The following is a 25044-nucleotide window of genomic DNA, read 5'->3' as shown; positions in this document are numbered from 1 at the left end:
TCTAGGAAATCAATAAATGGCTTATGAATGTTAATCCTTTTAAAACGAGGTATGCAGTATTATATGCATTTGCGTTGTTCTTTATTGTCGCATCAGCTTTAGTACGCATTACTTTTATTTATATTTCTTTTGAAGAAACACAGCTGACATTAGCAGATTCAACAATCATATTGTTTAAGGGCTTAGTGTTCGACTTTGGAGTTGTGCTGTATTTTTCCATTCTCTACTCCATGTACCTATTAGTACTTCCACAGAAGTTTAACAGATCTGGATTTAATAAAGTGTTCAGTTTCGTAATTGTGTTTATGATGATTCTTTTTGCTAGCTTCTCTTTTTTTGCAGAATTTACGTTTTGGAGAGAGTTTGAGAGCCGGTTTAACTTTATTGCGGTTGATTATCTGGTCTATACTTACGAAGTTGTCAACAATGTTAATGAATCCTATCCCTTACCCTATCTGATCAGCGCAGTAGCTATCATAAGTTTGTTTGTACTCTGGCTATTCATCATCAACAAAAAATTTCAGGACAGCTTTAATTCCAATTCCAGGTTCAATTACCGATTAATCCATACAGTCGTTCTGGGATTATTAGTGACTATTTATGTTTTGTTCATTGATAACAGCTGGGCTGAACGTGGAAGAAACAGATACCAGAATGAACTGTCAAAAGCGGGTATCTATTCCTTCTTTTCTGCATTTAAAAATAACGAACTCAATTATTCGCAGTTTTATGCACAGCTTAATGATACTGATGCTTTTCACATCGCAAGGAAACTGATCCAGGAACCGGGAGCTGAATTTACGGCCTCACCTAAATCCATTAGAAGAAATATCAAGTCATCGGGCGGTGAACAGCTTTTACCGAATGTAATCATGGTAGTATTGGAAAGCTTTAGCGCTGATTTTATGGGCCATTTTGGCAATGATAAGCAATTGACTCCTGTGCTGGATTATCTTTCTAGTCGAAGTATTCTTTTTACCAATATGTATGCGACGGGAACCAGGACAGTAAGGGGAATGGAAGCACTTTCACTCGCTGTACCTCCAACCCCTGGTAACAGTATCGTACGAAGAAAGAATAATAAGCAGCTGAGCACTATCGGAAGCATTTTCAGGAGCAAAGGATATAAAACCACTTTCTTCTACGGTGGAGATGGTTATTTTGACAATATGAACCAATACTTTGGAAGCAATGGATTTGAAATCGTAGATCGGGGAAGAGAGTTAACAGTCGGCGATAACTACGCCGCCAGTCGGAGAACTATCCAAGATAAGGATGTGAATTTTGAAAATGCATGGGGGATTTGCGATCAGGACTTATACAACACAGTGATCAAAGATGCTGATGGCAAGTTTTCAAAAAATCAACCATTTTACGATTTTGTTATGACTACTTCTAATCATCGCCCCTTTACCTATCCGGAAGGAAAAATTGACATCCCTTCTGGGTCAAGCCGCGAAGGTGCAGTGAAGTATACAGATTTTGCCATTGGGGAATTTCTTAAGCTTGCAAAAACGAAGCCCTGGTTCAATAACACGGTGTTTATATTTGTTGCAGACCATTGTGCTAGTAGCGCGGGTAAAAATGAAATCGATGTAGCCAAATATCACATTCCGGCGATGGTGTACAATCTACCCCGCACTGTTCCATCTAAACTGAATCAGGTGTGTTCCCAGATTGATTTATATCCAACTTTGTTTTCTCTTTTGAACTGGTCTTACCAAAGCAATATTTATGGAAAGAATATATTGGATAGCAATTATGTACAGCGGGCTTGGGTGGCCACATACCAAAAATTAGGCTATATGAAAAATGATAGCCTGGTCATTTTGAGTCCAAAAAAGAAGGTTGAATCTGTTTTTTATGATCGGTCAAATAACGAACAAAAAGAGCTCAAGGTTTCTAAACCTCTTATTGATGAGGCCATATCATATTACCAAACCGCCTACTATTTATACAATAAGGGAGGATTAAAGGAATAATTCCATATACGTATCATCAAATCTGTAGAAATCATGAAAACAAATAACAAAGATCAGAAATCTAGAAATACAGGGTCAGCGGCACAACGTGACAAACACGTGCCTGAAAAAACAGTAACTAAAGATCAGCATACTGACCATAAAGAAGAAGACGCACACGAACATGTGGGGATTTTCGGCAAAAATACGGAACTCATATTTTCTTTGATTTGCGGAGCCGCTCTTGGAAGTGGGTTCGGGCTTTCTAAAATAGCTGCAGTGCCAGAATGGGTCAGTTTGTCTCTATATATCACCGCTTATTTTTTTGGTGGATTTTATACTGCCAAAGAGGCAGTCCAGACTGTAATCAAAGGCGGTTTTGAAATTGATTTTCTAATGTTGGTCGCGGCTATTGGTGCAGCTATCTTAGGATCGTGGATGGAAGGGGCCTTGTTATTATTTCTTTTCAGTTTGGGACATGCCCTGGAACATTATGCAATGAGTAAGGCACGCAAATCCATTGAGGCATTGACCAGCCTCGCACCTCCGACTGCGTTAGTACTTAAGGATGGTAATCAACAGGAAATTCGGATAGAAGATCTAGTATTGGGAGATATCATTATAATTAAACCCAATAGCAAAATTCCAGCAGATGGGGTGGTCGTAAAAGGTGAGGGAAGTGTAAATCAGGCCCCGATAACTGGAGAAAGCGTTCCGGTTGATAAATCGCCCGTTCCTGATCTAGATAAGGACTACAGTAAAGAGAAAAGCATTAAACCACAATATAGGGTTTTTGCAGGGACGATCAACGGAGCGGCCGTACTGGAAGTTAAAGTAATCAAAGAGGCCAAAGATTCTACGATCTCCCGGCTGGTTAAGATGGTAAACGAGGCAGAGAAGCAGAAATCCCCTACCCAATTGTTCACTGATAAATTCGAAAAATATTTTGTCCCGGTTGTTCTGATATTGGTAACGGCACTTTGTTTTGCCTTTCTGATTATCGATGAACCTTTCAGCAAAAGTTTTTATAGGGCAATGGCAGTTTTAGTAGCTGCAAGTCCTTGTGCATTGGCCATTTCTACGCCAAGTGCGGTATTGAGCGGTGTGGCACGTGCCGCACGTGGAGGGGTTTTAATAAAGGGCGGTAGGCCATTAGAGGATTTAGGATCATTAAATGCAATTGCTTTTGATAAGACTGGCACTTTAACAGAGGGAAAACCGAAACTGACTAATGTGATTCCCTTGCAGGGAACAACTGAGGAAGCTTTGTTAAGGATTGCCATTGCGGTAGAAAAGTTGAGCGATCACCCTTTGGCGGAAGCTATTGTAAAAGGTGGCATGGAGATGCTCAAAAAGCAATCACTCCCAAGTGCAACCAAGGTTAAGGGCATTACAGGCCGAGGCGTAGAAGCAGAAGTTGAAGGTAAAAAAATTATGATCGGCAATAAGGCATTGTTTGAGAAAGATGAGGTGCCGGCTGAAATTATCAAACAGGTTGAAGATCTGGAAAAGGGAGGACATACCACTATGCTTGTGAAACAGGATAAGGATTTCATCGGAGTTTTGTCTTTGATGGATGTGCCACGTGCAGAGGCTAAAAAAGTGTTGGAGGAACTGGCTAGTCTGGGTATTAAAAAAATGATTATGCTAACTGGTGATAACCAAGAGGTGGGTGAGGCAGTTGCTAAACAGATTGGTATAACAAAAGCTATGGGAAATTTGATGCCAGAAGATAAGGTCAACGCTGTGCAAAAGCTGGATAAATCAGAAAAAATGGTCGCTATGGTCGGTGATGGTGTCAATGATGCCCCGGCTATGGCAAAAAGTACGGTAGGTATTGCTATGGGAGCTGCTGGGTCAGATGTTGCCCTAGAAACCGCTGATATTGCACTGATGGGTGATAAATTGGAAAGTCTGCCATTCGCTATAGGTTTGAGCCGTAAAGCAAAAGGAATTATCAAGCAAAATCTATGGATAAGCCTCGGTGTGGTTGCTGCGTTAATACCGTTGACTATTTTAGGAATTACGTCTATTGGCCCGGCAGTTATGGCTCACGAAGGCTCTACGTTGGTGGTCGTAGGCAATGCACTGCGTTTGCTTGCTTATAAAAATAACCAAAAACAAGCTGCTAGGCAAAAAAAAAGAAAAATGTTTAATGGACGATGACATTCCCGAGTCCTAATGACTGGCCATCGTTTCGGTTCGTGTAACGATGGCCAATGGGGATTGTTTGTATCATCATTAAGAAAAGAAGGTTTATTATGGGAAAAGCAGGCCGTCTGAGAAAAATAGCTGATTATATCAATCAAGTCGATGCACATCGTAAATTAATGTATCGATAGGAATTGCTGTGGTGTTTTTTATTGCAACAAAAGGAAAATTTACTGATCCAATTCATTATATGCTGGTCTGGCTGGTGTTCGTTTTAAATACCTTGGTGCTGAGCTGGACAACCATTTTAAGTTCTCACCCTAGAGAAGTAAAACAGGAAGCGCATGCACAGGATTCTAGTAGGACAGTTATTTTTTTCTTTGTTATAGCGGTTGCATTCGCCAGCCTTTTTGCGATTCTATTGTTGCTAAGAAATCCTTCCTCTAAATCTGAAGAAGAGTTTGCAGGAAAGGTTTTGATCCCGCTGGCCTGTGTTGCTGGTTCATGGTGGCTCTTGCATACTGTTTTTACCTTACGCTACACACACCTGTATTATTGCGATATGGAGCATCCTGAAGGAAGGAAACATGTAAAACCTGAAGGGCTAGAATTCCCAAATGAAGACGAGCCCGACTATCTTGACTTTGCATATTTTGTTTTTGTGATAGGAACGACCTTTCAGGTATCGGATGTTCAGATCACCTCAAGGAAGATCAGGCGCTTGGCTTGGATGCATGGTTTGTTGTCCTTTGCATTTAATACGTTCATTCTGGCTTTTGCTATTAACGTGACCTCGGGGCTAATATCCAAATAACAACATTGAAAAATTCATGAAAAAGCGAAATATAAGGGCCAAGCGGAACAAAAAATATAGTCCAAAGGTGTTTTCGACGTCGAACAAGGAAATATTGCCGCCAAAGCCCCTATGGAAAAAAATACTCAAAATATTCCTAATAGTCATCGCCTGTTTACTCCTCATTTTCGCCATAATTGCTAGGATCAGGCATTTTTTTGTAAAGCACTGGCAGCAATGAGCACTTTTGAAAACAGATTGGACCTTTTGGGTCGGCTGGTTGCAGGATATGTTGCCAACCTTTTCGCAAAACATGCCAGCAGCACACTGCTCTACCATAATCTTGCCCATACTAGGCTGGTTGCCACTAGGGCGTTGGAAATAGCATCTTTCTACAGCTTGGGTGCAACTGAGCGTTTTGTTCTGGCCGCAGCATGGTTCCATGACACTGGCCAGCTGTTTTGCGGTCCTGTAGGACATGAGCAAATGAGTGTAGCGATCATGGAGGATTTTTTGGCCCCCCAGGAACTAGCCAAGGAAAAAATAAGGGACATTAGTGGATGCATTATGGCCACTCGGATTCCTCACTCGCCTGAAAATCTGCTACATGAGATCATCTGTGACGCAGATACATATAACTTGGGGACTAAAGAATTTCTCACAACGGATCCAATGCTCAAAGAGGAACTTCAGCTCCGTGGCTTAGTCGTGGAACCGGGATGGGATGAGGCAACATTGGACTTTTTGACATGGCACCGTTTCTTTACCACTTATTGCAGGGAAAGGCTGGAGGCTGGCAAACAGCGCAACATAGATATATTAAGATCACGCATTGAAGGTAAATGATATCAATTCACAATCAAAACTAAAAGACATGAAATGGACATTGGAACAATATCCGCTTGAAATGGAGGAACTAGAACCCAAAACTAGGGAGAAGGCTATAGAGATCGCCAATCGACTTAAAAGCGAGGGCAATATAAAAGAACTATCAATTGTAGAAGAGGCCATCAGGCAGGCTAAGGAATGGTCCCTGGAAATGGAGGGTTAAAATTATGGGACTGATCAACTCAATGGATCTGGATAATGAAATAAGCGTCGCACTAAGGCTGCTGATTGCTTTTTTGCTCGGTGCATGGATAGGCCTAGACCGTGAAAAGCATGGCAACAGTGCCGGAATAAGGACCTATGCCGCAGTTTGCCTTGGTGCTACACTATTCACAGCTATAGGCGAACATATGGGGGATACGGCGGCGGCATCAAGAATCATCGCCAATATCCTGGTGGGCATAGGTTTCCTCGGGGCGGGAATTATCTATAAGAACGATAAGACCAACAGTTCGCAAGGGCTGACAACCGCTGCTACTATATGGTGCACGGCCGGCATCGGAGTGGCCGTTGGCCTTAAGATGGTTGCCATCGCGGTACTTGCCGCCGCAGGGGTCTATTTCCTATTGGTACTGCACCATCAGCAATGGTACCTCAAATGGAAGAAGAAAGTACAGGAAAAGCATAAAAGTGACAATCATGATGACCAGTTTTAAGATGGGCATGAGGATTTTTTGGCTTACCCTGGCAGCAATGCTCTGCTACGGTAGGGGCTTTGCCCAACAACAGACCATAGTGACCCAGGAGATTGATACCACGGAGGTCAGGACTATAAAACAAAGCAAGAGAATGCATAATCTTTTTATTATTGTCCTTCCTTCAGCGGCTATTGGCTATGGATTTGTGAGCCTGGGCAGCCATACACTAGGTGATGTAGACAGAAAGGCAAAATACGAGTTCTCCCAGGAGCATCCCCATAGCAAGGCAACCTTCGATGATTACCTCCAGTTTGCACCTGGAGCTGCCGTTTTTGCACTGAGTGCCGCAGGGGTCAAGGGCAAGAACAATATCGTTGATCAGAGTGGCGTATACCTTTTGTCCAACCTGTTCCTGAACGTTTTTTGTCAGGGGGTAAAGAACATCACCTCGGTGACGCGTCCGGATGGTACATCGAACTCATTTCCTTCGGGCCATACTGCCGAAGCATTTGCATCTGCCGAGTTCCTGAGAAGGGAATATGGCGACAGGTCAATTGCTTACGGTATAACGGGATATACCTCGGCGGCAGTGGTAGGGTATTTTAGAATGTATAATAATAAACATTGGCTGAGTGATGTAGTTGCAGGTGCGGGCGTAGGCATATTGTCGACCGAAGCGGCTTATTTGCTTTATCCTAAGGTCAGGAAACTGTTCACAAAAAAACAGAAGTCCAATGCGATGGCTTTCCCCACCTACAACCATGGCAGTTATGGACTGGCTTTAAGGGCAGTTTTCTGATCATAAAAATATCTAGGTTTATGTGATTAGCTTTCTGGAACTAATCCTGCCAAACAGTTGTAAAAAGAAATATAATGCCCTTGCCGGTACAGGGGTGATAAGAATTTTGGGAGCCTATGGTGAAGAATAAAAAAGACAGGGTGCAGGAACAGGAAAAGGATGATACCATTATCGAAAAAAATGAACGGCCCACGGTTTTCAGTTTTGTTGCAAAAATGTACCTGGAAATACTAGCACTGCTGGCTCTGTTGATCACTTATATCGTTTATACGTGCCTGATTATTCCATAAAGAAATAGAGTTAACGTAGCTTTTATGCTACACTGTGCCTGACAATAATTAAATTGGCATCTTATTGAACAATAAATGTAGCATGAAAGAACTGGAGCAGAGACTGTCAATGGGAGGCATCAAGCCAACTGCCATACGTTTAAATGGTGTAATTAGCCATAAACATATAGATATTCAAGATACAATTTACGACAGCAGACTTGGGAAATATTTTTGATGTCCAATACCGTAAAAGAATAGGGTTCAAGGATGAAAAATATATGTCAGAAAAGAAAAGTGGGAAAGTTATGTTTTGGTGAGAAACCGTTACGGATACGTTACGGAACAAAATTTTGTGATTTGAAAATTAGTCGTTATATTGCTTCTGTAAGTCAGAAACGAAGATTTTCGTCCCATGTAGGATGGTCAGAGTAGAAGACTCATAATCTTTTGGTCCCTGGTTCGAGCCCAGGTGGGAGCACAGAACAAAAAAGTCGCTTTTCTATATAGAAAAGCGACTTTTTTCGTTTCTACGCATCATTTTCCTACGATGTAAAGGTCTAGGAGAATCACACCATTTCGGCCCGTTTTGCATAGTTTTTTATTGAACTTCACGTAAAAAGATATCTAACGGGATTTTTCACCTGCTAAAGAAAAAACTATAGCAACCGTCAGCGCAAAAGTTTATGAACACCACAAGAAATCAGATGGTACCTACGACGTGGAAATAATACCTTTTCTGTAAAGTTTACACTATATTAGCACCTTAGATATTCGATCAATTCAAACCTATTTCCGAATGGATCTCGAAAAAAACATCGTTCTCGACCATCTATCTTGGACGAGTATTTTACGATTATATTCTGATTCTTCAAAAATAATTTAGCATGGGATAAGTCGAAAACTTCAAACGCAGGATGTATATCAGAATTTGTTTGATGGTACTTTTCTTCACGAATATGAAGCTGGATATCTCCGATTTCAAACCAAATAGCCCCCCCTGGGATGATTACCAAGGATTTGATTCAAACGCAATATCTCAGCATAAAACCTTTGCGCTGAAGCTAGCCGGCCTAAAGGAACACTTATGAGTATATGATCTACACGTTTAAATTTGATCATTAGTGTATTTTTAAAACATTGGCCAACGCTGAATGCATAACAGAAGGCTCGACGTCCATATCCATCCAATATTTAATTGCTATTCTGCCTTGATTAACGAGCATACTAAGACCATTTAAAACGCTACATCCCTTTTCTCGAGCGGTTCTTATAAAATGAGTATCGCTAACGCCAATTCAACTGCAATTGCGCGAGCAGCTCCTCCAGCACCAAATATTGTAATACACTTGCCCTTAGGATCTTCAATAATTTCTAGCGCTTTTAAAAATCCTTTTCCATCTGTATTCTCACCTATCCAAAGGTCCCCCCTTCTAACTACAGTATTAACCGCACCTATCAATCGTGCAGAGCTTCCTAATTCATCAAGATATGGAACGACCGCTATTTTGTGTGGAATAGAACAATTGAAACCAATCCATCCCATGGCTTTTGCTCCTTTGATAGCATCTGCCAGATGCATAGGCTCAACCTCGCAATTCAGATAACGAGCGTTGATACTGTGATATCTATAAGCTGCTTCAATCATCATTACAGTTGGATTCTCAGAAGCTGGTTTGGCAAAAGAGCCCGTAATAAAAGGCAAAAAATCAATGTTATCTTGCATAAATGTGAAATAAAGTAATTGATACAAAATGATAAATCTTCTATTACAAAGATTGCATATTACCGGCGCCACGCCCAGGTATATTTAAAGGTATTTTTTGTATTTTTATCGTAAGCACTTTTTAAAATGAAGAAAATACAGTTTGATCAACTCGTTATTCATGATTATGAAGAAAAGACTTTTCATTTACCGCTTCATAGCCATACTTATTATGAACTGGTTTATATCCACAAAGGTAGTGGCATTCATTTACTGAACAATAATAGGTTTCAATATGGGGAAGGAGATCTGTTTATAATAAGTCCAGAAGACGAACATTATTTTAAGATAAACAAAAGTACTCACTTCACATTTATAAAGTTCACAGACTTATATCTGTCAGAACACTCACAGCATACAGTAGATAATTTCAATTTATATGAACCTGTCCGAATAATGAAGAATAAGTTATTAAAGGAAGTGAAATTAAAAATAGATGAACCTCCCAATGCTATACTTCGAAATATTATTGAGAATATAGTATTGTACAAATTTTCGAAGGATATCTCTCGTTCAGCGCTCATATTTTATCAGATACGATCGATCTTAGTCTTAATTAGCGAAGCTGCTGCTAAACTTCATATAAGAATTGACAATGGTCAGCCCGGTAAAGAAGAGCTCATTTCCTTCATACATCAACATATTTACCAACCGTCAATTATTCAGATTAAAAACATCGCCGCTCACTTCTCTATTGCAAATAGTTATTTCAGTGATTATTTCAAAAAAAGTTTGGTATAAGTTATCGAAATTATGTCAACGAATACCGCATAAACTTAATTCAAACTCGATTAACTGTTCCGACCGTTTCACTATCGCAGATCGTATATGAATTTGGTTTTACCGATGAAAGCCATTTAAACAAATTTTTTAAAAACCATAAAGGTCTGACCCCAAAAGTATATAGAAATTTACACCTTGAAAATACAGTCTTGATCTCTCCAATCGCAGATTCAATACCTCAAATAAAAGTAGCCAAATAACGCTGACTCTCTGATCAATCGTACTTTGATATTAACAACTATTGAGTTTCGTAGTTTTTATCGCAAATTTTGTAACTGCATTATTTTAGCATGAGGTTATTCTATTCTGGAGCAAATTAACTGGTCATCGATTTTCAAATCTGTATGGTCAGTATATTTAAATCTCCAAGTAGTAAAAAACGCCAATTTAGTCTACAATCTCTGATCAACTCATGTTTAATTGTTTTCTATGTGACTTATCCAAGGATCATCCCTTCCATAATCAGTTGGTATTTCCGACGATTCAATCTGTAGCGTCCCTCCCTTTCTAAGCTCTTCATGTGTGATCCATAACCTCTTCAAATCCCTTCCATTCAACTTAATCGATTTGATATAACGCGTTTTGTCGCTTCGATTCGGCACCTCAATGGTCAGTGGATTCTCTTTATTTTCCAATCTGATTTGATCAAAAAATGGCACGCTGATATAAAAAACAGGTTCCCCGACCAAAGGTTGTTGCAATCCGATCGCAGAAAGCACCCACCAGCTCGACATAGCACCAGCATCGTCGTCCATGGTTCTTACAAAGGCTTTAGGCTCATTTTTATAGATCCGGTCGATATGTGCTCCGATTCCACGACTATTGTCATTAAAGTAATATTGTATGATGGTGTCCAATGCTATTCGATGTATCCACTCCTGATAGCGCCAAGGGGTCTTACTCGCATTATATAAGGTCAGCGATTGCATATCCGGTTCATTCGCCCTATTGAAATAATAACCGTCATAAAACTCATCCAGTTGCTGTGTAAAGTTTTCCTCACCACCTGCTAGCTTTCTTAATCCCATAACATCAAAAGGTACATTCCAACGATATTGCCTAATTGTTCCCTGATACATATCCCGTGCCGACATACGGTCGACATCCCGTTTGGTCAGATCTTTAAAATCTTTATTCCAAATTGCCTGATATGATTTTGCTCGCCCCAGATAGGTTTTGCTGTTCTGCGGAAAAAGCTTGGACATTGCCCACATATCATAACATGCTTCAAGGTACTTGTCCGGTTTCTTAAAATCATAGCGAAGGGTATCGTGTATTAACGAATCTTTTATTCCATCAATATCGACCCGATATCCTTTCTTGACCGCATCCAAAAGAACGACAGCGGCATGTTCTGTCCGGACCGAATTTGCTGGTTCATGAGCTCCAGCAAAGTCAAATTTTCCATAACGGTACAGGTCTGCAATTGAGGAGACAACGCCCTGATACATTTCAGTATCTATCAGCTCCAAAAGCGGTAGTTGTGTTTTATAATTGTCCCAAATTGCCCATCCATGATAACGTATTTCTTTGGAACGATGTATTTTCCCGTCTGTTCCCCTAAAATTTCCCTGCTCATCGCTGATAACATAAGGAGATTGTAAACTGCGGTAGAGCAAGGAATAGAATAAATCTACCTTATCCGAATCGCCCTTTACCTGCAATACCGACAGAGCAGTTTTCCAACGATCAGCTGCACGTTTTTTTACCGTTGAAAAATCTAGCTTATCATATTCTGCAAGTGTCTTTTTTGCGTCCTGTTGATCCACAGCCGAAAATGCAATATTGACGTCTGCTATAAAGCTTTCCTCCTTCAAGTCTACCCAGATTTTGTTCCCCTCGTTTCGCCATCCGCTCGCTGTAGGAATTTCCAGCGCATAATAAATGGTATATGTTCCCACATGGCAGGTCGTTTTTGCACGTACTTTACCAAATAGCAGATTACCCTCCTGTGTAAATTCATTGTCAACAAAAGCGCCATTGAAAGCATGCCCCAAATCAATAAAAAAACCTTTCCTACCCACGGGAAAAGTATATTGTTCACGACCAAAATCATTATTCACAACCACTTCAACTTGAATACCCTCTGCGGTTTTTAAAGCATAATACCCAGGTTGGGCGTGCTCGTCAATTTTATTCAGCGGCTTTGTATCATTTTTTATAAATGGTCTAATAAGGATCAGTCCACCACTGCCCATACAACCTACTCCCTCAAGGCGATTGTGTGTAAAGCCTTTAATTTCCTTGGCAAGATGCTCATAGCCCGTATGCGTTCCCGGATTAGTATAAGGCACAATGCTCAATTGATGGAAAGGAGAAGAAGCCGCTGGTGAAAGCTGGCCGTGGTCGCCGGAAGATCCCAAGAAGACGTTTACACGATCGGTCTGCGCTCCAGCAATTGTAGCATAACAGAGCATCAAAGACAGCAGTAATTTTTTCATATATAGTCTATTATTTTTCATATGTATAAAGGGCGCAAACTGATTTTTCACGATACGAAAAGCTAACCTATACAGTTCTTGGCCATAGCAAACAACTATTTTTTTCAGCGCCTGATGTTTTTTATTTATTAATTCTTCGAGAACTTTTCGAACAATTTGAAAGAGATGATGGTGATTATACCAGTACAGTCCAACGTAAACAAAACTAACGATATAGGAGATAACTTTAGGATATAATGGTTTAAGGCTAGCAAAAGTAAATCCTTCAGGTACTTATAATTCAAGTACCATAATCGTTATAATGATGGCCAAAACGCCATCACTGAATGCTTCTAACCTGCCTTTAGTCATTTTTGAAGATCGGGGTTAATAGCTGATACTGCAGGCCTAAACGGAATACATTTAATCGCGCCACACCAGGATCGCCGCCCAACATTCCACTACGGTAGTCTTTTAGGCCCCATGAATAACCGGCAAACATGGTATAACGGTCATAATTTACATTAAACTGTAAACGCGGGCGTAGATCCAAATCGATAACCTTGCCTCTATCACGATCAAAACTTGTTTTATTCCCCTGTTTATCTTCAATGCTACCATTTTCTTTGATACTCAGCGTTTTGGCAATATCCATACCCAACTGAATATCCATTGTCATCGGTTCAAAAAAGACACGATAGCCAACAAAAGGATTAAAATTGATAAATTGTTGATTTAGACGGGTCTGACCACGGCTTCCATTCATAAACTCATTGCCTTCCAAATCAATCTTTGTCTGCAATCGTTCATATGCACCCTCTAAACCTAATATTAGGTTGTTGGCAAAAACATAACGGTAGTTTAAAGCGCCACCAATATTGATTCCATATTTTTTTCCATAAGGATTATTGGTATAATAGTCCTGTTGTGTAGATCCATTCAACGTACTCTTTGCTTCGGTTCCCGATCCCGTAAAATTGGACACACCGGAGGTGACACCCACACGTAGTTCGTGCGATTGCGAGAAAGCCATAAAATGGGTTATACCAGCAAAAAGTCCGACAAGTAAAAATCTCTTCATCATAACCGAAATATTAAATTAAAATCCTTTAAAAAATTGAGCGAATTTGATTGTTAAAAGTAAGAAAATTTATGTGATTCAACTTACTCCAACCTTTATTTTTTCTGTAACGATAAGCTGTATTCATCAGCGGAAATCCATCAATCTTATCAGCCAATAAAAAAATATCAGGAGACAATATGACTATATTTATTGAACTACATCAATGGAAATGAATCAATTCAGGCTTATTTTTGTTGTATTACAAACAAAAGAATAATCCGTATGAAATATATATTGGAAAACCCTATCCTTGGCCATATTACTGAGCAGAAATATAAGACCACCATACAATGGAGAAATGGAGAATTTATTACGGATGAACCTGAAAAACTTGGCGGCAGAGATCTTGGGCCTGACCCCTACACCCTTCTGATTTCATCGCTTGTATCTTGTACCTTAGCTACTTTACGCATGTACATCGATAAAAAAGGGCTTGATATTCCAGAAATTTCAGTCAGTTCAAATATGTACCTCAAAATTGAAAAAGGACAGGTGGTTACATATTTTGATCGCGAGATAGCTTTTGGACAAATCTTAGCAGAGGATACCCGAGAACGCCTGCAACAAATTGCCGAAGAATGTCCCATTTCAAAAATTTTAAAGGGAAATGCCATTGTCAATACGCTCATCAGGACAAATCCTTAAACAAGAACATCATGAAAATCTTAACCTTTCTCATATTTGGTAAAAATGAAGAAATTCTCCTCACGCTCAAGAGAATCATTGAAAACACGCCCAACTGGAATGCAACGATACAATACGATTTGGATGCCTGTAAAAAACAGCTTATTGACGTCCCTGTAGATGTTTTGTTATTGAGTTCAGGACTCTCTCCTCAGGAAGAGCGTATAATAACAGATCACCTTACGCGGCTCACTTATCCGATTGGTCTGATCAAACATTATGGCGGTGGAAGTGGGCTTCTAAAAAATGAAGTCTATAGTCTTTTTCCAGACTTACGCTCCATTTAATAAAGCACGGGCCATAGCAATAGCGTCCTAGAAAAACAACCGAAAACCGTTAAAACTCTTTCTTTATTGAACTAGATCAATAGAAATCGGCGGCTAATAGGCTAATTTTGGATACTAAATAATAGAATCATGAACAGACAGAACTTTATAAAAAAGGGACTTTTGGGTTCCGGGATATTTGCATCAACAGTGTCTTCAGCTGATATCTTGAAGAATGATATTGACGAGATAGAGCCGCTTGAAACGCTGGATGCCGAAGCTGTAAACTATAATTCAGACAAATTGGAAAACCATAGTGTCCTCCACAAAGCGGCTACACGCGGTCATGCAAATCATGGCTGGTTAGATAGCAATCATACGTTTAGCTTCGCCAATTATCACAACCCCGAACGTATGCACTTTGGCGTGTTACGTGTACTAAATGATGATATGGTGGCTGAAGGAAGAGGTTTTGGCAAACACCCTCACGACAATATGGAAATCATCAGTATCCCTTTGGAAGGTGATTTGCAACATGAAGACAGCATGGGTAACAAAGCTATTATCCGGAAGGGAGATATTCAGGTCATGAGCGCCGGAACAGGCATCATACACAGTGAATATAATAAAAACACCGATCAGGTAGTCAAGTTTCTTCAAATTTGGGTGTACCCTAATCAACGGAATGTGAGCCCCCGATACGATCAAATTACATTGGATATAACACAAAGACAGAATAAATTCCAGCAAATTCTTTCTCCAAATCCAGAAGACGAGGGTGTATGGATCCATCAGGATGCCTGGTTTTCCATGGGGCATTTTGACAAGGACGTCCAAACAAAATACCAGATCAAAAAGGCAAGAAATGGTGTATATGTTTTTGTAATAAAAGGTAGTGTTACTGTCGAAGGACAAGAATTAGAAAGCAGAGATGGCTTTGGAATATGGGATGTCGCTGAAATTAACCTGAAAGTGACCTCAGCAGATACTGAAATACTACTGATGGATCTCAGTATGATATTGGACTAATTAGGTGCACTATTTAGACATCAATTAACAAAAAAAGGGAGCCTATGAGGCTCCCCTTTTTGTTAAGGCTATTTATATTTTAGAAAGTAACGGAATTCAGCTTTTTATCAACCAAAATGCCATCTATTGCTTTCAGATTGAAGTTGACATTACGTTTTGCTTTCAATTTGATCTTAAATAAAACTTCAGAGCCATTCAAAGTCTCCTTGTTGCCTAGATTAACAAAAGTAGCATACAGAGCCTTACTTCCATTGGTGTGAAGACGATCGTTGCTATAATTGTTCATCTCTTTTAAATGTACGGACTCAATACCGACATATTCAAAATCGCCTTGATTGTAAGGAAGAGCAAAACTAAGTGCATTGACAGCTTTAAGATTCTCTCCACTAACACTGATCTCCACAATATCACCCGATTTTAAGGTCGTTTTTGAAGGAATCAATTTTAATTTACCACTGACCTTTTCTTCTTTATTTGGTTTTGCACCACCTTCTATGACAACAGCGACATTGGAAATATCATAAGTGTCAATCAGATTATTTTTATTGACATCACCATTGCTGACATAACCTTCAAAATCTCCATCTCCCAGTCGCAATCCCGTGTAGTTAATATAGGAAGTCAAGTCATTATGATCGATCAATCGGTCATTATTAATATCGCCCGGTAAGTAGCTTGACGATCCTGGTACTTTAAACACATATAATTCTCTTCCTGAACCAAAACCTCCAACAGCTTCAGAAACTGAAATTTTGACAAATCGGGCCACCGGATGGGTTCCAAAATCAAAACGTTTCATTTCGCCATCACGTTTCCAATCAAAACTACCGGCTTCCGTCCAGGTGTCCTTATCGTTGCTATAGAATACCTTTCCTTTTAAAATGATGCCATTTCCGCCATCGGTTCTTGGAAGATACTCAAACTTATCCAATTGATTAACAGATTTTAGATCTAAGGTCATATCAAACGGAACCGCAGTCTGTCCCCATTTTGTATGCCACATATCCCCCTCATCATAATTGAACAATTTATTGATACCATTTCCGCCTTGGTTATCCACAGAAGTCTCTGCTTTGATACCTTCGATGGCAAATTCCAACGGGTTTGCCTTTGTCTTTGCGGCAAATGTACTCCAATCTGAAACACCAGATTTATTGACAGCTCTAATTTTAAACTGGTAATCAGTTTCCGCGGCCAATCCTTCGAATAGCAATTGACTGTCTTTGATGGTCGAATAGATCAGATTATTGAATTCAATTTCATAATAATCTGCATTTGCAACCTTTTCCCAGGTTGGCGTTAAGGTATATGCTTGTGTATGTTGATCTGTGATAACAGCTTTGGGCGAAGTCAAAGCACCAGTCTGAGCCAGATAGTTGTCAACAGGAGCATATTCGAAACCCTCCAATTGTACTTCTATTGCGGTCGATGAGACATCCTGTTTGGCTAGTCGTACCAACAACATCGGATTTTTCACCAATGGTATTTTTTCAAACTCCGATCCCTTGGTTGCAAACTGATTCAGGTTTGGTTGTGCGTCGTAGAAATATACGTTTTCAGAAGTATTAAACGCATCTATACTATTCACTTCTTTAAGTTTGCTATTTTTCCCATTGACCTTTACCGTCAATTTCTTCGGTGCTTTGCTAACGTTGAAACGAATTTCCGTAGACTTCATTTTCTCAAAGCCGTCAAATTCGCCTTGCGTTGGAGCTATCGCAAAAACAACTTTATTGTTGTTTGACTGTGAAGTTATGGATGTATTTGCCCCCTTACCATAACGATAAGCCTCTGTCTTTCCATCATCATCATATTCCAGGAAACTGGAGTTCCCATAAGGGTATACTTCATAAATACGTTGATCTTTTTTGATTTCCAGCACATTATTATTTGGGTTGGTCACCGGAATAATGGCTCCATTTTTCACGAAAACAGGCAGCTTCCAAATAGGCACATTAAAGTTATTGATAATACGCCCTCCCTTATATTTTTCACCCGTAAAATAATCAATCCATTCACCATCCGGCAGGTAGATACCGTTGCGCATATCATTTCCCTTCTCATCCACATGTGTTTCCTGGTAAATCGGTGCTACAAGGAAATTTGGACCATAGAGGTACTGATATTGCGTTGCCTTTCCAAGCGTATAACTATTTGCTTGCTCTAAAAACATAGCACGAATGATGGGCAGTCCATCTACTGCTTGTTTCGCAACACTATAGCTATAGGGAACCAACTGAGATTTCAATTTCAGATACAGACGATTGATAGAAGTAGCCGGCTCACCCAAAGCATGTGGGTACTTCTCGTTCGATCCCCAGCCATCCATATTGAGTTCCATTGGTGTCCAGGTCTTCCATTGAAAATCACGAATATTGACCTTAAAATTTTTACCACCAAAGATCCCGTCCATATCGGAGGTAATATTGGGCTGACCTGAAAGTCCCGAGCCAATATATGTTGGTATATGGAATCGAATATACTCCCATACGCCTCCAGTCTGGTCGCCCGACCAGATACCGGCATAGCGCTGTGTGCCTGCCCAACCATCCAATGAAATAATAAATGGACGAGCGTTGTTACCATAATAAGGCATAGTATGTCCCACATCGGCGACCCCATTGAGACCAAAGGAGTATCCTGGACCAACCCAGGCCACATCCGTTTTTAGGACTCTTACACCCGCATCCCGAACCTCTTTTACAATATCACGTTGCAGTAATGCACTTATACTATCTTTCGGATGGAGATCGGACTGTGTCCATAAACCGATTTCTACACCATTCTTACGTGCATAATCACCAAACTCTTTCAAATTTCGGATATTTCCATCTAAAGATTCCGTTTGGCCATAGCCAGCACCATAGCCATCATTTGGAAGAATCCAGCCCAAAGGCATATCATGTGCTTTATACCGGTCTATTACAGCGCGGGCCGAAAATTGATAATTGTTTTTCTCACCGTTCAGCGATTCTTTGATTCCGCCATTGTCCTTTTGACTTTCTTTATAGCGTTTGCCGTCTTCAAATAGAATTCCCTTTTCATCTTCTTTCCAAAAATCGCGGTTATAGGCATTAAGATGCCCCTCATACAAACCAAATTTCGGTAGAAGAATTGGGTTGCCCGTCAATTGATAGAAATCGTTGAGCAAGGGTACTATCCCGTCATTAATCATAAAAAAGACATCCAGATAATCTGTGTCATGCGCCAATTTTACTGTCCCAGGGGTTTTGGCTCCAAAGGCATAACTTCCCTTCTTAAAAGTATGCCACATAAAACCATATCCTTTGGTTGACCAGTAATAAGGGGTTGGAGAGGCAACACCACCATCGGTCCAGCTGTTCTGATTTTCGATTGCAATCACTTTTCCCTTATGTGAAAAACGCCCATTTTGAACGCCACCACCAAAAAAGTATTCATCCGCATTTTCCTTCAATTCAACGCTTACTTGTTTCTCTTCGAAAACAATTGGTTTTAAGCTTTCAACGACAATTTTATTGCTTTTCCGATTGAGGATACTAAACTGAGAAGTCTGTTTATCCATTGAAAAAAGAATATCGTTAGTGGAGATGCTGACCTTATTACCGTCATCCTTTACCTCAAGTCCGTTGACTGTTTTCCGAGGTTGCTCTACCAATATTTTTGCTTCGGGTTTTGCTTCGGGATCACGGATAATACCACCATGAACATCCTGGAACATCCTAAAAATATGATTACCGTAGAAATCTAAAGTCAGACGTTGACCATTATCGTATACAATCTCGACTGTTGTCGGATTAATTTTCTGAATCGTGATAATACGGTTGCCTTGATCGCGACCTATTGTACTATAATAATTGATCGTACTTACTTTAGCGTCAACTCGAGTGGGTTGAAAAATAAAAGGAGAAGCCAATCCCATCAGTAAACTGACTTTTGCTTTTGTGCTCCAAAAAGATATCTTCATGCGTATGATTTATAATGCATTAAATTAACATAACAATAATACAATAGTAAATCGAAGTAAAAAAGGGATTATGGAATGCAAACGATTGTCCAATAATAATGTTGCAGGCTAGCGGCGGTTGCGGAACAGCTTCCGATGGACCGGGCTCACCGACGGTCCTGTGCTGCGATAACCGATAGGCGGAGGATATGCCATAGCCTGTACAGGGAAATACGGAAGTATTTAAACGAAAGAAGCCCTTGACTGTTTCCAGCAAGGGCTTCCGTGTAAAAAAAGGCACCGACCTACTCTCCCACCTGTTACGGCAATACCATCGGCTCTGGCGGGCTTGACTGCTCTGTTCGGAATGGGAAGAGGTAGACACCGCCGATATAGGCACCTAAAAATCTTTATTGGATGATCTATGATATTAATATCATGTTGTTCATGCCAACTGACATATGTATTGAAAGAGGTTCGTTTCTTTTTTGTTATTCTTTTCGTTTCTAAAAATTAAAGAGGAAGACAACAGTGTTATCTGCTTGAGAAAGCTTCGGGCTATTAGTACCACTTGGCTTTGGTCTCTCAACCTTTACACCTATGGCCTATCAACGTAGTCATCTTCTACGACCCTATAAGGAAGTCTCATCTCGTGGCTAGTTTCGCACTTAGATGCTTTCAGCGCTTATCTATTCCAGACGTAGCTACCCTGCCGTACACCTGGCGGCATAACAGGTTCACCAGAGGTCTGTCCAACCCGGTCCTCTCGTACTAAGGTCAGATCCACTCAAACTTCCAACGCCCACAACAGATAGGGACCGAACTGTCTCGCGACGTTCTGAACCCAGCTCGCGTGCCACTTTAATGGGCGAACAGCCCAACCCTTGGGACCTTCTCCAGCCCCAGGATGTGACGAGCCGACATCGAGGTGCCAAACCTCCCCGTCGATATGAGCTCTTGGGGGAGATCAGCCTGTTATCCCCAGCGTACCTTTTATCCTTTGAGCGATGGCCCTTCCATACAGAACCACCGGATCACTATGTCCGTCTTTCGACCCTGTTCGACTTGTCGGTCTCACAGTCAAGCAAGCTTATGCCATTGCACTCCACGTACGGTTACCAAGCGTACTGAGCTTACCTTTGAAAGCCTCCGTTACCTTTTTGGAGGCGACCACCCCAGTCAAACTACCCACCAAACAATGTCCTCGGCATTGCCGAGTTAGAAACCGAATACAGAAAGGGCGGTATTTCAAGGTTGATTCCATGACTCCTGGCGAAGCCACTTCAACATCTCCCGCCTATCCTACACATCCTGTACCCAATCTCAATGTTAAGCTATAGTGAAGGTGCATGGGGTCTTTCCGTCCCGTTGCGGGTAATCGGCGTCTTCACCGATACCACAATTTCACCGAGCTCATGGCTGAGACAGCGCCCAGATCGTTACACCATTCGTGCAGGTCGGAACTTACCCGACAAGGAATTTCGCTACCTTAGGACCGTTATAGTTACGGCCGCCGTTTACTGGGGCTTCGATTCAATGCTTCTCTTGCGATGACATCCCCTCTTAACCTTCCAGCACCGGGCAGGTGTCAGGCCTTATACTTCATCTTGCGATTTTGCAAAGCCATATGTTTTTGTTAAACAGTCGCCTGGGCCTTTTCACTGCGGCTGCTCTTACGAGACAGCGCCCCTTCTCCCGAAGTTACAGGGCCATTTTGCCGAGTTCCTTAGCCATGACTCACTCGAGCACCTTAGGATTCTCTCCTCGACCACCTGTGTCGGTTTGCGGTACGGGTCTTCATAACCTGAAGCTTAGCGGGTTTTCTTGGAAGTCTGTTTACCTGCTCTATCAGCGCCACCGGAGCTTTGCTGTACTATTGGGTTTCAGCAGGGTCGGCGGATTTGCCTACCGTCCCTATACCTACGCCTTTCAACGAACTATTCCGTCAGTTCGCGGCAGTGTCACTACTCCGTCACCACATCGCAGTTATGAAGAGTACTGGAATATTAACCAGTTGTCCATCGGCTTGCCCCCTTCGGGTGCGCCTTAGGTCCCGACTGACCCTGATCCGATTAACGTTGATCAGGAAACCTTGGTCTTTCGGTGGGCGGGTTTCTCACCCGCCTTATCGTTACTTATGCCTACATTTGCTTTTCCATAACCTCCACAGTTCATTGCCAAACTGCTTCTCCGGCGATGGAATGCTCCCCTACCAGATGCATATCTTTCAATGCAAATCCATAGCTTCGGTACCGTTCTTGATGCCCGTTTATTATCCACGCCCGGCCGCTCGACTAGTGAGCTGTTACGCACTCTTTAAATGAATGGCTGCTTCCAAGCCAACATCCTAGCTGTCTGGGCAACCGGACCTCGTTAGTTCAACTTAGAACGAATTTGGGGACCTTAGCTGATGGTCTGGGTTCTTTCCCTCTCGGCCTTGGACCTTAGCACCCAAAGCCTCACTGCCGGCTATATTTGATAGCATTCGGAGTTCGTCTGGATTTGGTAGGATTTGACTCCCCCGCACCCAATCGGTAGCTCTACCTCTATCAAACTCTACGCCGACGCTGTTCCTAAAAACATTTCGGGGAGTACGAGCTATTTCCCAGTTTGATTGGCCTTTCACCCCTACCCTCAGGTCATCCGGAAACTTTTCAACGTTTATCGGTTCGGTCCTCCATTACATGTTACTGCAACTTCAACCTGCCCAAGGGTAGATCACAAGGTTTCGCGTCTACCTCATCTGACTATGCGCCCTATTAAGACTCGCTTTCGCTTCGGCTGCGTCCCTGAAGGACTTAACCTTGCCAGACAAGAGTAACTCGTAGGCTCATTATGCAAAAGGCACGCTGTCACAGAACTTGTCTGCTCCAACCGCTTGTAAGCACACGGTTTCAGGTTCTTTTCACTCCCCTGTTCGGGGTTCTTTTCACCTTTCCCTCACGGTACTGGTTCACTATCGGTCTCTCAGGAGTATTTAGCCTTACCAGATGGTGCTGGTGGATTCCCACAGGATTTCTCCGGTCCCGCGGTACTCAGGATACCACTATGTCAACATTCTTTACCTGTACGGGGCTCTCACCCTTGTCGCGCAGTTTCCCACCTGCTTCCAGTTCATAGCGCTGTACAATCTCGTGGTCCTACAACCCCGACCATGCCGTAACATGATCGGTTTGGGCTCTTTCCCGTTCGCTCGCCACTACTTGGGAAATCATTGTTATTTTCTTCTCCTACGCCTACTTAGATGTTTCAGTTCAGCGCGTTCGCGTTTTATACGACTATTCTTCAAATAGTCAGGTTGCCCCATTCGGAAATCTCTGGATCAAGTCGCATTTGCCAATCCCCAAAGCTTATCGCAGCTTATCACGTCCTTCTTCGCCTCTGAGAGCCTAGGCATCCCCCGTGTGCCCTTATTTACTTTCTTCACCGGCATAGCCTTTTGCTACTATGCGGCTGCTTTTGATATATATACCCATATGCTAGGTTCGGGATCGTTCGGCCTTGACCGAGGGTCTCTCCCTTACTTCAGACACATACACGTATTGTCTCTATACTGTTGTCTTCTCTTGTAATTTTTTTTCTCTTTCAATATGTCAAAGAACTCTTTTTCCGGTATATTGATGTATATCTTTTATACTTCACCGGAGATGTGGAGAATAACGGATTCGAACCGTTGACCCCCTGCGTGCAAGGCAGGTGCTCTAGCCAGCTGAGCTAATTCCCCATTCGTTTTCGTAGTCCCGAGCAGATTTGAACTGCTGACCCCTACATTATCAGTGTAGTGCTCTAACCAACTGAGCTACGGGACTAGCTTATCTTGTTCATCTCTTTCTCTCGGTCCTGCTCCCTTAGGGGCGGGCACTTTCTTCTGATGTTTTTTCTTCTTGCAATCATATGTAACGTGACGAGCACCGATCTTCGATACTCTAGAAAGGAGGTATTCCAGCCGCACCTTCCGGTACGGCTACCTTGTTACGACTTAGCCCCAATTATCGGTTTTACCCTAACACGCTCCTTGCGGTAACATGCTTTAGGTACCCCCAACTTTCATGGCTTGACGGGCGGTGTGTACAAGGCCCGGGAACGTATTCACCGCGTCATTGCTGATACGCGATTACTAGCGAATCCAACTTCATGGGGTCGAGTTGCAGACCCCAATCCGAACTGTGAATGGCTTTTAGAGATTAGCATCATATTGCTATGTAGCTGCCCGCTGTACCATCCATTGTAGCACGTGTGTAGCCCCGGACGTAAGGGCCATGATGACTTGACGTCGTCCCCACCTTCCTCTCTGTTTGCACAGGCAGTCTGTTTAGAGTCCCCACCATGACATGCTGGCAACTAAACATAGGGGTTGCGCTCGTTGCGGGACTTAACCCAACACCTCACGGCACGAGCTGACGACAGCCATGCAGCACCTAGTTTCGTGTCCCGAAGGACGAGTGCGTCTCTGCACTCTTCACTAACTTTCAAGCCCGGGTAAGGTTCCTCGCGTATCATCGAATTAAACCACATGCTCCTCCGCTTGTGCGGGCCCCCGTCAATTCCTTTGAGTTTCACCCTTGCGGGCGTACTCCCCAGGTGGATAACTTAACGCTTTCGCTTGGACGCTGGCTGTCTATCGCCAACATCGAGTTATCATCGTTTAGGGCGTGGACTACCAGGGTATCTAATCCTGTTCGATCCCCACGCTTTCGTGCATCAGCGTCAATACCAGCTTAGTGAGCTGCCTTCGCAATCGGAGTTCTAAGACATATCTATGCATTTCACCGCTACTTGTCTTATTCCGCCCACTTCAAATGGATTCAAGCCCATCAGTATCAAAGGCACTGCGATGGTTGAGCCACCGTATTTCACCCCTGACTTAATAGGCCGCCTACGCACCCTTTAAACCCAATAAATCCGGATAACGCTCGGATCCTCCGTATTACCGCGGCTGCTGGCACGGAGTTAGCCGATCCTTATTCTTCCAGTACATTCAGCTAAATACACGTATTTAGGTTTATTCCTGGACAAAAGCAGTTTACAACCCATAGGGCAGTCATCCTGCACGCGGCATGGCTGGTTCAGGCTTCCGCCCATTGACCAATATTCCTTACTGCTGCCTCCCGTAGGAGTCTGGTCCGTGTCTCAGTACCAGTGTGGGGGATTCTCCTCTCAGAGCCCCTAGACATCGTCGCCTTGGTAGGCCGTTACCCTACCAACTAGCTAATGTCACGCGAGCCCATCTCTATCCTATAAATATTTAATCAACCGAACATGCGAACTGTTGATATTATGCGGTGTTAATCTCTCTTTCGAGAGGCTATCCCCCTGATAGAGGTAGGTTGCTCACGCGTTACGCACCCGTGCGCCACTCTCACCATCCTCGAGCAAGCTCTCCGATGGATCCCGTCCGACTTGCATGTATTAGGCCTGCCGCTAGCGTTCATCCTGAGCCAGGATCAAACTCTCCATTGTAAAATGAAGTTTTTGATTCCAACTATTTACATAATCAGAATTCTTTTTTTATATCTCTGATCTTGGATCGAATTGAACGAATTACTTGAA

General features: G+C 42.1%; 18 protein-coding genes, 3 tRNA genes, 3 rRNA genes and 1 pseudogene. 14 read left to right on the top strand and 11 right to left on the bottom strand.

All coding sequences use genetic code 11. The features are described 5' to 3' along the window. The first annotated feature begins 23 nt into the window (after positions 1 to 23). The 9 genes from AACH28_RS21525 to AACH28_RS21485 all read left to right on the top strand — a co-directional run bounded on the left by AACH28_RS21525 (position 24) and on the right by AACH28_RS21485 (position 7980). Positions 24 to 1982 carry a sulfatase-like hydrolase/transferase gene (locus AACH28_RS21525; RefSeq protein ID WP_341831467.1) on the top strand — a complete coding sequence of 653 codons (1959 nt, stop codon included), beginning with the start codon at positions 24 to 26 and terminating at the stop codon, positions 1980 to 1982. 33 nt (positions 1983 to 2015) lie between these two features. Further along, the gene (locus tag AACH28_RS21520; protein WP_341831466.1) at positions 2016 to 4127 is read left to right on the top strand and encodes a heavy metal translocating P-type ATPase; all 2112 of its coding nucleotides are present in this window, start codon (positions 2016 to 2018) and stop codon (positions 4125 to 4127) included. A 187-nt stretch (positions 4128 to 4314) separates the two neighbouring features. Continuing rightward, on the top strand, positions 4315 to 4926 hold the full coding sequence (locus AACH28_RS21515; protein ID WP_341831465.1) for a DUF1345 domain-containing protein: 612 nt from the start codon (positions 4315 to 4317) through the stop codon (positions 4924 to 4926). Between the two features lie 246 nt (positions 4927 to 5172). Beyond that, entirely contained in the window at positions 5173 to 5751 is a 579-nt protein-coding gene (locus tag AACH28_RS21510; RefSeq protein WP_341831464.1) for an HD domain-containing protein, read from the top strand. A 28-nt stretch (positions 5752 to 5779) separates the two neighbouring features. Continuing rightward, entirely contained in the window at positions 5780 to 5956 is a 177-nt protein-coding gene (locus tag AACH28_RS21505; RefSeq protein ID WP_341831463.1) for a hypothetical protein, read from the top strand. A gap of 4 nt (positions 5957 to 5960) precedes the next feature. Beyond that, positions 5961 to 6449 carry an MgtC/SapB family protein gene (locus AACH28_RS21500; protein ID WP_341831462.1) on the top strand — a complete coding sequence of 163 codons (489 nt, stop codon included), beginning with the start codon at positions 5961 to 5963 and terminating at the stop codon, positions 6447 to 6449. Between the two features lie 133 nt (positions 6450 to 6582). After that, positions 6583 to 7230 (top strand): phosphatase PAP2 family protein, encoded by a 648-nt coding sequence (locus AACH28_RS21495; protein WP_341831461.1) that lies wholly within the window; start codon positions 6583 to 6585, stop codon positions 7228 to 7230. Between the two features lie 116 nt (positions 7231 to 7346). Beyond that, the gene (locus tag AACH28_RS21490) at positions 7347 to 7520 is read left to right on the top strand and encodes a hypothetical protein (RefSeq protein WP_341831460.1); all 174 of its coding nucleotides are present in this window, start codon (positions 7347 to 7349) and stop codon (positions 7518 to 7520) included. Between the two features lie 360 nt (positions 7521 to 7880). After that, positions 7881 to 7980: transfer RNA gene (locus tag AACH28_RS21485), tRNA-Met, on the top strand. A 640-nt stretch (positions 7981 to 8620) separates the two neighbouring features. Here AACH28_RS21485 and AACH28_RS25565 read toward each other — a convergent pair. Continuing rightward, entirely contained in the window at positions 8621 to 8725 is a 105-nt protein-coding gene (locus AACH28_RS25565; RefSeq protein WP_407073624.1) for a hypothetical protein, read from the bottom strand. 44 nt (positions 8726 to 8769) lie between these two features. Continuing rightward, positions 8770 to 9225, bottom strand: coding sequence for a hypothetical protein (locus AACH28_RS21480; RefSeq protein ID WP_341831459.1), 456 nt, complete (start codon positions 9223 to 9225; stop codon positions 8770 to 8772). Between the two features lie 126 nt (positions 9226 to 9351). Between AACH28_RS21480 and AACH28_RS21475 the strand changes: the two genes are divergently transcribed. Together AACH28_RS21475 and AACH28_RS25560 are read left to right on the top strand one after the other, a co-directional pair. After that, a complete protein-coding gene (locus tag AACH28_RS21475) occupies positions 9352 to 10005 on the top strand; it encodes an AraC family ligand binding domain-containing protein (RefSeq protein ID WP_341831458.1) in 654 nt (217 codons plus the stop codon). Further along, entirely contained in the window at positions 10002 to 10247 is a 246-nt protein-coding gene (locus AACH28_RS25560; RefSeq protein ID WP_407073649.1) for a helix-turn-helix domain-containing protein, read from the top strand. Before AACH28_RS21475 ends, AACH28_RS25560 begins: the two co-directional genes overlap by 4 nt. 216 nt (positions 10248 to 10463) lie before the next feature. Here AACH28_RS25560 and AACH28_RS21470 read toward each other — a convergent pair whose 3' ends face one another. From AACH28_RS21470 to AACH28_RS21460, 3 genes and pseudogenes are all read right to left on the bottom strand, one after another. Further along, positions 10464 to 12488, bottom strand: a complete 2025-nt coding sequence (locus tag AACH28_RS21470; protein ID WP_341833134.1) for a glycoside hydrolase domain-containing protein — start codon at positions 12486 to 12488, stop codon at positions 10464 to 10466. A gap of 138 nt (positions 12489 to 12626) precedes the next feature. Beyond that, positions 12627 to 12839 (bottom strand): annotated as a pseudogene (locus tag AACH28_RS21465) (TMEM175 family protein); the annotation flags it as partial. Further along, complete coding sequence (locus AACH28_RS21460) at positions 12832 to 13551, bottom strand: outer membrane beta-barrel protein (protein WP_286883048.1); 720 nt, start codon at positions 13549 to 13551, stop codon at positions 12832 to 12834. The pseudogene AACH28_RS21465 and the gene AACH28_RS21460, both read right to left, overlap by 8 nt. Positions 13552 to 13812: 261 nt before the next feature. Between AACH28_RS21460 and AACH28_RS21455 the strand changes: the two genes are divergently transcribed. The 3 genes from AACH28_RS21455 (at position 13813) to AACH28_RS21445 (ending at position 15569) form a co-directional block, all read left to right on the top strand. After that, complete coding sequence (locus tag AACH28_RS21455) at positions 13813 to 14235, top strand: OsmC family protein (protein ID WP_341831457.1); 423 nt, start codon at positions 13813 to 13815, stop codon at positions 14233 to 14235. Positions 14236 to 14246: 11 nt separating this feature from the next. Continuing rightward, on the top strand, positions 14247 to 14561 hold the full coding sequence (locus AACH28_RS21450; protein WP_341831456.1) for a hypothetical protein: 315 nt from the start codon (positions 14247 to 14249) through the stop codon (positions 14559 to 14561). 129 nt (positions 14562 to 14690) lie between these two features. Further along, positions 14691 to 15569, top strand: a complete 879-nt coding sequence (locus tag AACH28_RS21445; RefSeq protein ID WP_341831455.1) for a pirin family protein — start codon at positions 14691 to 14693, stop codon at positions 15567 to 15569. Positions 15570 to 15648: 79 nt separating this feature from the next. On the opposite strand, the gene AACH28_RS21440 is transcribed toward AACH28_RS21445, so the two are convergent. The 6 genes from AACH28_RS21440 to AACH28_RS21415 all read right to left on the bottom strand — a co-directional run bounded on the left by AACH28_RS21440 (position 15649) and on the right by AACH28_RS21415 (position 24954). Then, complete coding sequence (locus AACH28_RS21440; protein WP_341831454.1) at positions 15649 to 19515, bottom strand: TIM-barrel domain-containing protein; 3867 nt, start codon at positions 19513 to 19515, stop codon at positions 15649 to 15651. A gap of 271 nt (positions 19516 to 19786) precedes the next feature. Beyond that, a 5S ribosomal RNA gene (gene rrf, locus AACH28_RS21435) occupies positions 19787 to 19898 on the bottom strand. A gap of 138 nt (positions 19899 to 20036) precedes the next feature. Further along, positions 20037 to 22918 (bottom strand): 23S ribosomal RNA (locus tag AACH28_RS21430). Positions 22919 to 23144: 226 nt separating this feature from the next. Next, positions 23145 to 23218: transfer RNA gene (locus tag AACH28_RS21425), tRNA-Ala, on the bottom strand. An 11-nt stretch (positions 23219 to 23229) separates the two neighbouring features. Beyond that, positions 23230 to 23303, bottom strand: a tRNA-Ile gene (locus tag AACH28_RS21420). Positions 23304 to 23424: 121 nt separating this feature from the next. After that, positions 23425 to 24954: ribosomal RNA gene (locus AACH28_RS21415) — 16S ribosomal RNA — on the bottom strand. Together the 16S, 23S and 5S rRNA genes with 2 tRNA genes alongside form the textbook arrangement of a ribosomal RNA operon. Between the last annotated feature and the right edge of the window lie 90 nt (positions 24955 to 25044).

Source organism: Sphingobacterium thalpophilum (genome assembly GCF_038396785.1).
Lineage (GTDB): Bacteria > Bacteroidota > Bacteroidia > Sphingobacteriales > Sphingobacteriaceae > Sphingobacterium > Sphingobacterium thalpophilum_A.
This window is presented reverse-complemented; position numbering and strand designations above follow the sequence as displayed.